Source organism: Sphingomonas sp. PEI4 (assembly GCF_056679955.1).
Window position 1 is genome coordinate 1,586,080 of sequence record NZ_CM155258.1, and the last position, 13,068, is coordinate 1,599,147.

General features: G+C 65.9%; 12 protein-coding genes and 1 tRNA gene. 12 read left to right on the forward strand and 1 reads right to left on the reverse strand.

The annotated features are described in order from the left end of the window. Positions 1-19: 19 nt before the first annotated feature. Positions 20-1,948, reverse strand: a complete 1,929-nt coding sequence (gene asnB / locus AC1MLZ_RS07235) for an asparagine synthase (glutamine-hydrolyzing) (protein WP_480961033.1) — start codon at positions 1,946-1,948, stop codon at positions 20-22. 122 nt (positions 1,949-2,070) lie between these two features. On the opposite strand from asnB, the gene AC1MLZ_RS07240 reads away from it, so the two are divergent. The 12 genes from AC1MLZ_RS07240 (at position 2,071) to AC1MLZ_RS07295 (ending at position 13,041) form a co-directional block, all read left to right on the forward strand. Further along, on the forward strand, positions 2,071-3,414 hold the full coding sequence (locus tag AC1MLZ_RS07240) for a lipopolysaccharide biosynthesis protein (protein WP_480961034.1): 1,344 nt from the start codon (positions 2,071-2,073) through the stop codon (positions 3,412-3,414). Between the two features lie 109 nt (positions 3,415-3,523). Then, positions 3,524-3,988 carry a DUF2141 domain-containing protein gene (locus AC1MLZ_RS07245; RefSeq protein WP_480961035.1) on the forward strand — a complete coding sequence of 155 codons (465 nt, stop codon included), beginning with the start codon at positions 3,524-3,526 and terminating at the stop codon, positions 3,986-3,988. 176 nt (positions 3,989-4,164) lie between these two features. Further along, the gene (locus AC1MLZ_RS07250; protein WP_480961036.1) at positions 4,165-5,157 is read left to right on the forward strand and encodes a diacylglycerol/lipid kinase family protein; all 993 of its coding nucleotides are present in this window, start codon (positions 4,165-4,167) and stop codon (positions 5,155-5,157) included. Between the two features lie 13 nt (positions 5,158-5,170). Continuing rightward, entirely contained in the window at positions 5,171-6,076 is a 906-nt protein-coding gene (locus tag AC1MLZ_RS07255) for a hypothetical protein (protein ID WP_480961037.1), read from the forward strand. After that, complete coding sequence (locus AC1MLZ_RS07260; RefSeq protein ID WP_480961038.1) at positions 6,073-6,828, forward strand: nucleotidyltransferase family protein; 756 nt, start codon at positions 6,073-6,075, stop codon at positions 6,826-6,828. The genes AC1MLZ_RS07255 and AC1MLZ_RS07260 overlap by 4 nt, the downstream gene beginning before the upstream one ends. A gap of 158 nt (positions 6,829-6,986) precedes the next feature. Beyond that, the gene (dapB, locus tag AC1MLZ_RS07265; protein WP_480961489.1) at positions 6,987-7,715 is read left to right on the forward strand and encodes a 4-hydroxy-tetrahydrodipicolinate reductase; all 729 of its coding nucleotides are present in this window, start codon (positions 6,987-6,989) and stop codon (positions 7,713-7,715) included. Beyond that, positions 7,712-8,401, forward strand: a complete 690-nt coding sequence (nth, locus tag AC1MLZ_RS07270; protein ID WP_480961039.1) for an endonuclease III — start codon at positions 7,712-7,714, stop codon at positions 8,399-8,401. Before dapB ends, nth begins: the two co-directional genes overlap by 4 nt. Before the next feature lie 51 nt (positions 8,402-8,452). Further along, a tRNA-Arg gene (locus tag AC1MLZ_RS07275) sits at positions 8,453-8,529 on the forward strand. A 486-nt stretch (positions 8,530-9,015) separates the two neighbouring features. Continuing rightward, on the forward strand, positions 9,016-9,723 hold the full coding sequence (locus tag AC1MLZ_RS07280; RefSeq protein ID WP_480961040.1) for a sugar transferase: 708 nt from the start codon (positions 9,016-9,018) through the stop codon (positions 9,721-9,723). 83 nt (positions 9,724-9,806) lie between these two features. After that, the gene (locus AC1MLZ_RS07285) at positions 9,807-10,937 is read left to right on the forward strand and encodes a glycosyltransferase (protein ID WP_480961041.1); all 1,131 of its coding nucleotides are present in this window, start codon (positions 9,807-9,809) and stop codon (positions 10,935-10,937) included. Continuing rightward, positions 10,934-12,070 carry a glycosyltransferase gene (locus AC1MLZ_RS07290; protein WP_480961042.1) on the forward strand — a complete coding sequence of 379 codons (1,137 nt, stop codon included), beginning with the start codon at positions 10,934-10,936 and terminating at the stop codon, positions 12,068-12,070. The genes AC1MLZ_RS07285 and AC1MLZ_RS07290 overlap by 4 nt, the downstream gene beginning before the upstream one ends. After that, a complete protein-coding gene (locus AC1MLZ_RS07295) occupies positions 12,067-13,041 on the forward strand; it encodes a glycosyltransferase family 2 protein (RefSeq protein WP_480961043.1) in 975 nt (324 codons plus the stop codon). Before AC1MLZ_RS07290 ends, AC1MLZ_RS07295 begins: the two co-directional genes overlap by 4 nt. Positions 13,042-13,068 lie beyond the last annotated feature (27 nt).

The following is a 13,068-nucleotide window of genomic DNA, read 5'->3' on the forward strand; positions in this document are numbered from 1 at the left end:
TCCCCCTTGCGGGGGAGGATCAGGGTATGTGGAGCGCCTTGGGCCGCCCGATCCACCACAGGCAATAGATCGCCAGCGCATACAGGAACCGGCTGTAATCCCGCTTCCCCGCCCGGTGATCCGCAAACACCTTGTCGACCGCCCCGGCACGCCAGATGCCCTGCTCGCGCACGCCACTGTCGCGCCAGAGCTGCTCGGCATACGCCCCGAAGTCGCCGGCGAACCACGCGGCGAGCGGCATCTGAAAGCCCTGTTTGCGCCGGTCGAGGATCCCTTCCGGCAACCACGGTGCGATTGCCTGGCGGATGACGTATTTGCCGACCTTGCCGTTCAGCTTCATGTCGGCGGGCATCGACAGCGCGAGGTCGACCATGCCCTGCCCCAGCATCGGCACGCGCACCTCGAGCGAATGCGCCATGCTTGCGCGGTCGACCTTGGTCAGCATCGCGCCGGGGAGGTTGAGCGCGAGGTCGGCGAGGCCGAACTGCTCGAGCGTGTCCGTCGAGATCGCGGCGGGATCGGGGAAATATTCCGCGACCAGCGCAGCAATCCCGCCCTCCTCCTCGGCGATAAACTCCGCGGAGAATATCTCGCGCCGGAAGGCGTCGTTGGTGATCTGGGTCTTGGCGAAGAACCGCGCTACGCCGTTCGGCAGTGCGGCGCTGCCGGTGGTTTTCCGCCAGCGTTGCAACACCGCGTTCGCGTGGCGCGACGGCAAGGTCGGCACCGCATCCAGCGCGCGCGCCAAGCGACGCAACGGCGCCGGTAGCGACCCGATCCGCCGCTCGGTCGCATGCCGCTTGTACCCGAAGAACAGCTCATCGCCGCCATCGCCCGACAGCGCGACCTTCACCTCCTGCGCGGCGATCTGGCTGACGTACCAGGTCGGCACCGCGGAAGGGTCGGCGAACGGCTCGTCGTAACAATGCTGGACCTCGGGCAGCATCGCCTGCGCATCCGCCAACTCCAGCGTGCGCGTTACGTGATGGCAACCGAGATGCCGCGCGATCGCCTCCGCATGCTGCGATTCGTCGAAGCGCGGATCGGGAAAGCCGATCGTGAACGTGCGGACCGGGCGATCCGAGACCCGCGCCATCGCGGCGACCACTGCGGAGGAATCCACGCCGCCCGACAGGAACGCACCGACATCGACGTCGGCGACCATCTGCTTGCCGATCGTGTCGAGCCACTCGTCGCGAAACTGCTCGATCCACTGCGCTTCGGACTGAGGCTCGCCGGGGTGATAGGCGGGCGTCCAATAAGCGCGCATCGTCGGCGTGCTGCTCGCCTCGACGGTCATCACGTGACCCGGCGGCAAGGTCCGCACCTGTGCGTAGATCGAGCGTGGCGTGCGGACATGGCCGAAACTGAAATAATCGTGGAGCGAGCGCCGATCGACGTCGAACGCCATTCCCGGCAGCAGCGTCAGTGTCTTCAACTCGGAGCCGAAGGCGAACCCCGCGGCCTGATCGGTATAATATAGCGGCTTGATGCCGATCGGATCGCGCGCGAGGATCAGGCGCCGGGCGAGCGTATCCCACACCGCGACCGCGAACATCCCGTCGAGCCTCGCCCAGACGTCGTCGCCCCAGCGTTCGTAGCCGGCGAGGATCACCTCGGTATCGCCCGCGCTCTCGAACACGCGCCCCAGCGCCTGCAACTCACGTCGAAGTTCGCGGAAATTGTAGATCTCGCCGTTGAAGACCAGCGCGTAGCGGCCGTCGGGCGAATGGAACGGCTGGTGTCCGCCTTCGATGTCGATGATGCTCAACCGGCGCATGCCGAAGCCGAAATCGCCGTCGGTCAGCACGCCCTGGTCGTCGGGCCCGCGGTGGAGGATCGCGTCGCACTGCGCGGTAACGAGGCGGGGCGAGACGACACCGCTTCCTCGCGCGTAAAGGCCGGCAATTCCGCAGATGGAGAAGTATCCTCGATACCCGGGCCGCACGCTCGCCCGATCGTCCGCGATCTATAAGCCGCTCGGCACTTTGTCACCTCCGGCATTCCGAAGCACCTCCGTACCGCGCCGCACTTGCCGCGTCGGGTAACGCGTTATAGGGGCCGGACTGCATGGTTCAGGCCCCCGCTCCTCCCCCGGCACCGGCGTCTACGCCGGCTCCAGCCGGCACGACCGGGATCTTCCGGGCGGCGGCGCGCAACCTCGGCTGGCTACTCGCCAGTCGCAGCGTGCTGGCGATCCTGTCGCTCTTCTATCTCGGCTTCGCGACGCGGACGTTGGGCGTGGTCGATTTCGGCCGGTTCGCGCTCATCAGCGGGGCCGCGCAGGCTTTGGCGACGTTCGTCGGCTTCCAGACGTGGCAGATCATCGTCCAATACGGCGTCGAGCCGATCCAGACCGGCGACACGCCAAGGCTGGCGCGGTTGCTGCGGCTGTCTGGGATTCTCGATTTATGCAGCGCATTGCTCGGTGCGGTGCTCAGCGTGGCAATCCTGTGGACGTGGAGCGAGAGCTTCGGCATCCCGCCGGACCTGATGCGCGACACGTTGATGTTCGCGGTGGTGCAGTTGATCACGATCCGATCGACCCCGCTCGGCATCCTGCGCCTGCGCGATAAATTCTCGTTGTCAGCGGTGGCGGACAGCATGACCCCGATCATGCGCTTCATCGGTGCCGGTGCGGCGATCCTGTTCGAACCGACGATCCGTGGGTTCATGATCGCCTGGGCGGTGGCGGAGATCGTGACCGCAGGGACCTATTGGCTGATGGTGGCGAAAAGCGGCGACCTCGACCTTCTCGCAAAGGGTCGCGGAACCTGGCGGCAGATCCGCGACGAGAACCCCGGCATCGTCCGCTTTTCGCTCAGCACCAACGCCAGTGCCACGCTGGGCCTGTCCAGCAAGCAGATTCCGCTGCTCCTGGTCGGTGCGTCGATTGGCCCGGCGGCGGCCGGCGCGTTCCGGCTCGCGACGCAGTTGGCGCAGGCTTTGGCCAAGCTGTCGCAAATGCTGTCGCGCGCTGCCTTCCCCGAGATCGTTCGCGCGGTGCGAACCGCGGAGCCCACGCGCTTGCGCCGGATCCTGCTGCGGACGATGCTGGCGAGCACGGCGGCGGCGCTCGTCATCCTCGCGATCGTTGCGCTGGTCGGCGAACCGATCCTGAAGCTGGTCGGCGGCAAGTCCTTCGGCCACGCCTACCCCGTGCTCCTGTGGCTGGCCGCGGCGGGCTGTTTCGACCTGGCGACCGTCAGCCTCGACACGGTAATGACGGCGTTGCACCGCGCCGGCACGGTGTTCGCGATCCGGGCCGTCGGCGTCCTGCTGCTGTTCGTCACGGCCTTTGCGCTCATGCCGGCCTATGCTTCGACCGGTGTCGCCGCCGCGGTCGCGGTCGGTTCGATGGCAGTCGCGATCCTGCTCGGCTTCGCGGCAGCACGGATGACGCGCCTGCATTGAGCGGGCAGACGCGCGAAATAGCGCGGCAAAGACGATAAAGGCGGCGTTCACGTGTGCAATGTCATCGCGGCGCCCCGCTATCGCCACTTTTCCGGGTCTTTATCCGCCGATGAAATACGTAGTATCTTTGGGATTGTCCGCGCTTGTCGGTATCGTCACGCCTGTTCAGGCCAGCGCAGCCGAGACGTGCGTGGGCACGGCCGGTAACGGCAATGCAAAGTTGATCCTCGAAGCGACGACGATGCACAATGCCGTCGGCGAGGTCGCCTTCACCGTCTATCCCGACGACAAGAAACGGTTTTTGGCAAAGGGCGCGAAGCTGGCGCGAGTGCGTGTCGCCGCCACCACGCCGCGCGCCTGCTTCTGGCTGAAGCCTGGCTATTACGCGATCGCGCAATATCATGACGAGAACAGCGACCACAATTTCAACCGCACGCTGTTCACCCCCAAGGAGGGGTTCGGCTTTTCCAACGATGCTCCGACGTCGATCGGGTTGCCGTCGTTCGAGGCGGTTCGAGTCGCGTTGCCGGCGTCCGGTACGATCGTGCGCATGAAGATGCGATACCGCCGTTAGGGTGAACCGGTCTCCGCTGACGCGGAACCGAAATCTTCCTGACATAAATTTGTAGCGGTTACGCGCCGCGACGGGTAGTTTGTATTGTGGCCGATGCTGTTTCCAACTTTCAAGCTTTCAGAGGGCCTGCTCTGGTGCCGCCGGCGCTGTCGCCGCCGGCATGGATGCCCGACGTCATGCCGGAGCCCCTCGGCGTGAGCCCGCGCGATGCGGCGGCGCGTATCCGTACCGGGATCATCTGCAACCCCAAGAGCCATCGCAATCGCAGCAGCGTCGAGGCAACCAAGCCGTTCCTTTCGGGCACCGTGCTCGCGGTGACACCGCGTACGCAAGCCGAACTCGCCGAAGTGCTGACCGATTTCGCGCGCCACGGCATCGAACTGCTCGTGATCGACGGCGGCGACGGGACGATTCGCGACGTGATGACCGCCGCCGCGCGCGTCTGGACCGGCGCGGCACCACGGGTTGCGATCGTGCCCTCGGGCAAGACCAACGCACTCGCACTCGATCTCGGCATCCCTGACAGCTGGACGCTCGACCAGGCGCTCACCGCGGCGCGCGACGGCAACGTCAAGACCCGCAGCCCGATCGAGATCGTCCGCAAGGACAATGGCACGCGTCTGCACGGCTTCCTGTTCGGGGCGGGCGCGTTCGTCCAGGCCACGGCGCTGGCGCAGCGCACCCACCGCGCTGGCGCGTTCAATGGCGTCGCCGTCGGGCTGGCCTTGTGCTGGGCGATCCTCCAAACGCTGTTCGGCGGCGCCAACAGCGCGTGGCGCGCAGGTACGCGGATGCGGATCCGTTTTCAGGGCGGCGATACTTCGGGTCCGCACGCCCCGGGTGCGAATACCAACTCGGATCGCGCACGCTACATCATGCTGGCGTCGACGCTGAAGCGCATGCCGGTCGGCATCCGCCCCTTCGGCGTACCGCGCGCCGGGATGAAGACGCTGGTCGTCGACGCGCCGCCACGCTGGCTGGCGGCAGCGACACCGTTGATCGTGACGGGGTCGCCTGCGGCCTGGCTCGATCGTGCGGGCTATCACCGGATCGACGCGCCCTCGCTCGACCTGTCGATGGAGTCGGGCTTCATCCTCGACGGCGAGATCTATCCCGGCGGCGATCTGATCGTCCGCGAAGGCAAGCCGCTCCGCTTCGTCGTACCTTGACCAGGCTCAGGCCGTGACGACCCTCGACGATGTTGTTCGGCGTCAGCTCCGCGCGTCGACGATCCCGGCGGTACGCGATGTCGCGGCCCTGCTCGCCGAGACATCCGACGCGGTGGCGATACTGTTCTACGGCTCGAACCTGCGCACCGGGCTGACCGAGGGCGTGCTCGACTTCTACGTGCTGACCGCCGGCCCGCCCGAGCGTGGCATCTGGCCGACCGTGAGCTACCGCGAGTTCGCACTGCACGGCGAAACGCTGCGCGCGAAAATCGCGACGATGCGGCTGGCGACGTTCGCAAAGGCTGCGGCGGCACGGACGCTCGACACCACGATCTGGACACGGTTCGTCCAGCCCTCTGCCTTGGTATGGGTCCGCAATGAGGCGACCACCCAGGCGGTGGCAATGGCCATTGGCGATGCGGCGAAGTCGGCAGCGCGGTTCGCCGCGGCGCTCGGCCCCGACAGCGGGACAGCGGACGAGTATTGGCGGGCGCTGTTCCGCCAGACCTATGCCGCCGAACTCCGCGTCGAACGCAAGGGCCGCGAAGGGCAGATCCTCCAGTTCGACCCGGAGCGCTACGACGCGCTGCTGCCGCTGGCATGGGCGGCGGATGGTATCGCGTTTACCGATGACGGCGGCGCGCTGAAACCTGCGCTCGCCCCTGCCAGTCGCGCGCGGCTGTTGCGGGCATGGCGCCATCGCCGGCGCGCGGGGAAACCGATCAATATCGTTCGCCTCGTCCGTGCCGCCTTCACCTTCGAAGGTGCCGCGCGCTACGGTGCCTGGAAAGTCGAGCGCCATACGGGAATCCCCGTGCCGATGACGCCGTGGCGCGAGAAGCACCCGATCCTCGCTGCCCCCGGCGTATTCTGGCGGGTGTGGCGTGCGCGCGCGAACGAGGCTGCGAAGCTGGCATGAGCACGGGCTTCAGCGCGCTGATTCTCGCGGGTTCACGTGGCGGCATCGATCCGGTCGCAGCCTACGGCGACGCGTCGCACAAGGCGCTCATCCTGCTCGACGGCAAGACCCTGCTCACGCGCGTCGCCGAGTCGCTGCGAGACGCGGGTGCGACGCGGATCGCCGTTTCGGTATCGGACGACATGGTCCGCGCCCACGCGATCGCGCTAGGCCTTACCGTGCTGACGGCCGCCGCCGGCCCTAGCCTCAGCGTCCGCGAAGGTATCGAGGCACTCGGCACGCCGCTGCTCGTGACCACCGCGGACCACGCGCTGCTCCAGCCCGAATGGATCACGCGCTTCCTCGCCGATGCGCCCCCGGAGGCCGACGTCGCCGCATTACTCGCGCGCCAGGACGTGATCGAAGCCGCCGCCCCCGGCACCCGCCGCACCTATCTGCGGTTTGCCGACGGGGCATGGTCTGGCTGCAATCTGTTTTACTTCTCTACCCCTCGCTCGGTTACCGCGCTCGATCTGTGGTCGCAGGTCGAAGCGGATCGCAAGCGGCCATGGCGGATCGTCCGCCGGCTCGGCATCGGCACGCTGCTTCGCTATCTTTCTGGCCGGCTGACCGTGGTCGCGGCGGTTGCACATTTGGGGCGGCTTGCCGGCCTCGACGCAGCAGCGATAGCGAGCCCGTTCGGGCTTGCGGCGGTCGATGTCGACAAACCCGCCGATCTCGATCTGGTCCGGAGCTTGATCGCGAACCGCTGAGCCGGCGGAGCTACGACAAAGCCACTGCGACGGCCTGCGCCAATTCCACGAAGAAATAGCGCGACCGGCCGGTTCGCCCCTGTCCCCAATGGCTGGCTTGGTGCAAAGCGCCGCGCATGCAAACGTTCGCACCCCAAACCGCCCCGCACGCCAGCGGCATGACCTCGATCGGCATCTACGGCAGCGCGGGACGCATGGGTCGCGCGATCGTCGACGCGATCGAAGCCGCGGGTGCTACGCTCGCTGGGGGCGTCGACGCACGCGAGGATCCCAACGCGCTCGCACGGACGGCCGACGTGCTGGTCGATTTCTCGACCGCTTCTGCGGTTGAAGCACACCTCGCCGCTGCGCGTGCCGCTGGTACCGCTATCGTCATCGGCACCACCGGCCTCTCGCCGCAGCACCAGTCGATGATCGACGCGGCCGCCAACGATATCGCCGTACTGCAGACCGGTAACACGTCGCTTGGCGTGACCTTGCTCGGCATCCTGGTGCGCGAAGCCGCCGCGCGACTGGGCTCGGACTGGGACATCGAGATCGTCGAGATGCACCACAAGCACAAGGTCGATGCCCCCTCCGGCACCGCCCTGTTGCTCGGCGAAGCGGCAGCCAAGGGACGCGGCACGACGCTGGCCGAACTCCGCGTCGACAGCCGCGCCGGGCTCGTCGGTGCGCGGACCGAGGGGACGATCGGATTCGCGTCGCTTCGTGGCGGCTCGGTGATCGGCGACCATAGCGTGATCTTCGCTGGCGAAGGCGAGCGGATCGAACTCAACCACCGCGGCGACGATCGCTCGATCTTCGCCCGCGGCGCCGTACGCGCGGCGATCTGGCTCGCCGGACAGCCCGCCGGGCGCTACCGGATGGGCGACGTGCTCGGGCTGTGAAGAAGGCGGACGTCGTCGAATTCTACGCGCGTCTGGCGGAAGCCGATCCGCACCCCGAGACCGAGCTGGAATTCGTCAATCCCTACACGCTCGTCGTGGCGGTCGCCCTCTCCGCCCAAGCTACCGATGTCGGCGTCAACAAGGCGACGCGCGCGTTGTTCCGCGAGGCCGACACGCCAGAGAAGATGGTCGCGCTGGGCATCGACGAACTCAAGCGCCACATCAAGACGATCGGCCTGTTCAACACCAAGGCGAAGAACGTCATCGCATTGTCGCAGATGCTGATCGATGATTTCGGCGGCGACGTGCCCGCGGACCGCGAGTCGCTCGAACGCCTGCCGGGAGTCGGCCGCAAGACCGCCAACGTCGTGATGAACGTCGCGTTCGGCGCGGAGACGTTCGCCGTCGACACGCACATCTTCCGCGTCGGCAACCGCACGGGCCTCGCACGGGGCAAGACCCCATTGGCGGTCGAGCTCAAACTCGACAAGGCGACGCCGCAGCCGTTCCGCCTCCATGCGCATCACTGGCTCATTTTGCACGGTCGCTATGTCTGCAAGGCGCGGACGCCCGAATGCTGGCGGTGCATCGTCAGCGACCTCTGCGCGTTCAAACCGAAGACGACGCCGCCGAAGGTCAAACCGCGACCTGATGTCGACCCCTATTCGGCAACTGGAGAGCCATGAACGCGAAAACGTCTGGCGCGCAGGGTTTGGCTTTGCTAGGCGAACCGTCCGGCACCCGTAGCTCAGCTGGATAGAGCGCTGCCCTCCGAAGGCAGAGGCCACTGGTTCGAATCCAGTCGGGTGCACCAAGTCCTTTCCGCGATATCCTGACATAATTCAGATCGCGTGTGCCGGTATTGTCCCGGGCCATTGGAAGATGGACGAGCTTTCGAGACATGCGGCAGGCCGAACGTGCCTGGGCATTTGCGCCTTGCCCTTACTATGATCGCGCTGCCCTTCTTCAGAGCGGGCTCGATGCAGCGGAATCAGACAGACTCAGGTGACCAATAGCGGCGAAGCTGACATGTTCCGCGAAACCGCATGCCCGACGATCGGCACCGGGGATCCGCAAATGTTCAATCTACTGTGATCTGAATAGTTAACACTTCGCTAAAATGCGGAACAAGTCAGATTTTAGACAGAACGTGCCAATGCCGCGGCCAGTTTCAGCGGATTTGCTGCAATGCGACGAATAGTCCGAAAGCTGGGTCAGCTAGCGCTACGGCATCTAGGCAAATGCAGCCGTATCTGAAATATTGCACTGCAGCGATACACATCAGTCAAGAGGTGCGGCCATGGTTTTTTATGGCGACGTGCGTACTCGTTTTCGAGTGCATTCGGGACTAAATGGCGCGCTTGGGATGGCGTCTCGCGCTAGCCTGAGGCGCAAGGTGGACGGCAATATATCGAGACTGATCGATATTGTCTTTTCATCGACGGCCTTTCTTATTCTTTTCCCCGTTATCGTTTTAATTTGCATAGCAATCGTTGTGCAGGACGGTGGCTCGCCTTTCTTCGTGCATCGCCGCATCGGCCGGGGTGGACGGATGTTCCCGTGCCTTAAATTGCGTACCATGGTGCTTGATTCCGAGGTTCGGCTGCGTCGACACCTCGAAGCAAATCCTGAGGCGCAGGCCGAATGGGCGCTTGACCAGAAATTGCGCAACGATCCCAGGATTACGCCGCTCGGCGTGTTCCTGCGCAAGTCGAGCCTGGACGAACTGCCGCAGCTTCTGAACGTCGTCTGGGGTCACATGAGCCTCGTCGGGCCTCGGCCGATCGTGCCCGCCGAAGTGCCGCGCTACGGCCGGTACATGGAGTTCTACTGCACCATGCGGCCCGGCATCACCGGACTGTGGCAGGTCAGCGGCCGCAACGACATCAGCTATCGACGGCGGGTGGCGATGGATACGATCTACAGCCGGACGCGGTGGTTCGGTGGCGATATCTGGATCATGGTCCGTACCGTTCCGGCGGTGTTTGCGAGCAAGGGTTCGTTCTGAATACCGCCCCGCTCGTGTCGCGCGCAGGCGCGACGCTCGCCGGCCCGGTAGATAAGGGCGTGGATCATCTCCCGCTCCGATCGGTGCTCCTTGTCGATCCCTCGCTTTTTACCGCACCCTATAACGCTGCGCTGTCCAGTGGCCTGCAAGCCAATGGCGTGCAGCCATCCTGGGCGACCCGCGCGCTCCGTTCGCAAGAGGAGGATTTGCTGGCGATGACCCCGTGCCTCCCGTTTTTCTATCCGTTCACCGACGGACCGAGGCGCCGGACGGGCTCAGCCTGGCGGGCCGTCAAAGGGCTCGAGCATGTCGTCGGATTGCAGCGCCTCCGGAAGGAAGCCGCGCGGTTCGACCTGGTCCATTTCCAATGGGCTCCGTTGCCGATGCTCGACGTCCGCGCCGTGCGTCGTATCCGCCGGAGCCGTCCGGTGGTGCTGACCGTGCACGACGTCGAACCCTTCAACGGTCGCCCCGTCAGCGCCGCGCAGAGCGGTGGCTATCATGCGATGCTGGGCACGTTCGACCGGTTGATCGTGCATACCGAGCAAGGCCGCGAGGCGCTGCGCGTGCGAGGTCTTCCAGCGGAGCGTATTCATGTCATCCCGCACGGCGTGTTGCCGTTGCGTGCCGCCGCCCCGGAGCCGCGCGCGGACGATGGCCGCTGGCGTATCGTGCTGTTCGGGCGATTGCAGGCGTATAAGGGCGTCGACCTGCTCGTAGAGGCGCTCGGCCTGATCGATCCGGAAACCCGCGCCCGCATCGAAGTGATCGTCGCAGGCGAAACGCAGATGCCGATCGAGCCTATCCTGGCACGTGCCGAAGACCTCAAGCTCGGCGCGAGCTTCACGTTGCGCGCTGGCCGGTTGTCGGAGGACGCGATGGCGGCACTGCTGCGGAGCGCCGACGCGTTCGTCTTTCCCTATCGCGCGATCGACGCGAGCGGCGTCCTGCACCTCGTTGCCGATCTCCACCGCTGGCTGATCGCGAGCGACATCGGCGCATTCCGAACGATGATCGGCAAGTCCGAGGATACGGGCGATCTCGTCCCTCCTGCCGATGTTCAGGCGCTGGCGGACGCGATCGTCCGCTCGATCGGCCGACGTCCGCTGGCACCGCCCGACACCGGCGTGTCCGACTGGACGCAGATCGGTGCGATGACTCGCGACGTATACGACGCGGCGCTCGCCGATCGCGGTCGGAGCGCAGCGTCATGAGCCGGTCGCTCCTCATCCTGCAGGACAGCCCCGAGTTCGGAGGGCACGAAGCGATGTTTCTCCGCTTCCTTCCGGCGCTCGTGGAGGACGGCGGCTACGATCGGATCGTCGTTCGGCATCCGGTATCCAACGCCAAACTGGCCGAGCGACTCCAGCCTTACGCATCGGACACATTCGAGGTGAAGCCCTGGGGTTTCGTCAAGCAACGTGCCGAACCCTATTTTGCAGGCTTCCGCCGAACCTACGCGCAGGCGGTACGGCAGGTGTTCGCCGAATTTCAGCCGACGGCCACGCTGCTGCTTCAAGGCAGGATCGAGAATTGCGCCGTCCCCCTGCTCGCAGCACCACGCGGGAGCTTCGTCGTCAGCTACGTACCGATGGCGCACAAGATGGCTGAGCTAGGCCGACGCACGGTGCCAGGCGACTGGGTTCGCCGCCGCCTGTACCGTCGCCCCGATCGCTTCATCGTTCCTGGCCCGGCGGTCGTCGGCCAGGTCCGCGCCGCGGGCGGGCGCTCGCCAGTAGTGGTCGCCGACAACGTCGTCGCGCCGCCGCCCCGGCCCGATCGTGCGCAGGCCCGGGAAGCGCTTGGGCTTGCCCCGGATGCACGCGTCGCCCTGTTCCTGGGACGGCTCGACGTGCGCCAGAAGGGGCTCAACAGCCTTGCCGATGCGATCCGTCGTGATGCCGCGAGGCTCGGCGGGTGGACGTTCCTGTTCGTCGGTGCGGGCGAAGGGCAAGCCGATCTCGAAACGCTGGCCCGCGATCTCGCCGGCAAGGTCGATATCCGCTGTTCGAACTGGACCGACAGTCCTCACGCGACGTTGGCGGCCGCCGATCTGTTGCTGATGCCGTCGCGTTGGGAGGGCGTGCCGCTCGTCATGCTCGAGGCGATGACCTACGGCATCCCGATTCTCGCCTCGCAGATCGACGTCTTCCACGACTATCTGCCGCCTGCCAATCGCATCGATTTCGCGAACGCCGACCTCTCGGAGGCAATGGCGCATGCGATCTCCCTGTCCGTCGCCGACAGCTACCGCGCGCATGTCGGCGCGCGCTTGGCCGCGACCGATCTCCAGCGATCGAGCATGCGCTTCGTCGAGGCGTTGCGCCCGGAAAGCGATCCGGCATGACGGCGACGGTCATCATCCCCACCCTCAACGAGATCGCGCATATCGACACGCTCCTCTCGAAGCTGCTCGCCGAGCCAGCGACGGTGGTCGGCGAGATACTGGTCGCCGATGGCGGCAGCAGCGATGGCACGCGCGAAGTCGTAGCGGATTTTGCAACACGCTCGTCGCGGGTGCGGTTGATCGATAACCCGGAGAGGATCCAGGCCGCGGGCGTCAATCGCGCGGTAGCGGTGGCGGATCGGCGTTTCGAGGTGATCGTCCGGGTCGATGCGCATGCGCTCTACCCAGCCGATTATGTCTCCCGCCTGCTCGCATCCTTGGACGCCAGCAAGGCGGACTCGGTCGTCGTTCAGCTTACGACCCGCGGTCATGGCGGCTTTCAACGTGCCGTTGCGATCGCGCAGAACAGTAAGATCGGCACCGGGGGTTCCGCACACCGCATGGGTAACGCCTCGGGCTGGGTCGATCACGGCCATCATGCCGCGTTCCGTCGCGATTTGTTCGAGCGGGCGGGCGGGTACGACACCAGTTTCGAAGCGAACGAGGATGCCGAGCTCGACGCAAGACTGCGGGCGCTCGGCGGCCGGATCTGGCTCGATGCGACGATCCCGGTCATCTATTACCCCCGCGCCACGCTTCGCGGTCTCGCGCGGCAGTATTTCCGCTATGGCTCGGGCCGGGCGCGGACCAGCTACAAGCACGGTGAGCGGCTACGCTTGCGCCAGATGGTGCCTCCTGTGGTCGCATTGGCGATCGGGTTCAGCCTGCTCGGGGCCGTCCTGGCCCCTGCCCTGCTCGTCGTTCCGCTGCTCTACGCACTTGCGCTGCTCGCGGCGTCGAGCCAGTTCGTCGTCAAGGAGCGATGGCTCGGCGCGCTCATGGGCGCACCGGCATTGGGGACGATGCATATCGCTTGGGGCGCAGGCTTCCTGAGGCGCAAAGCGGTCCAGATTCGACAAGGAAACCGATGATCGATACCGAGATCAAGCGCCTCCGCG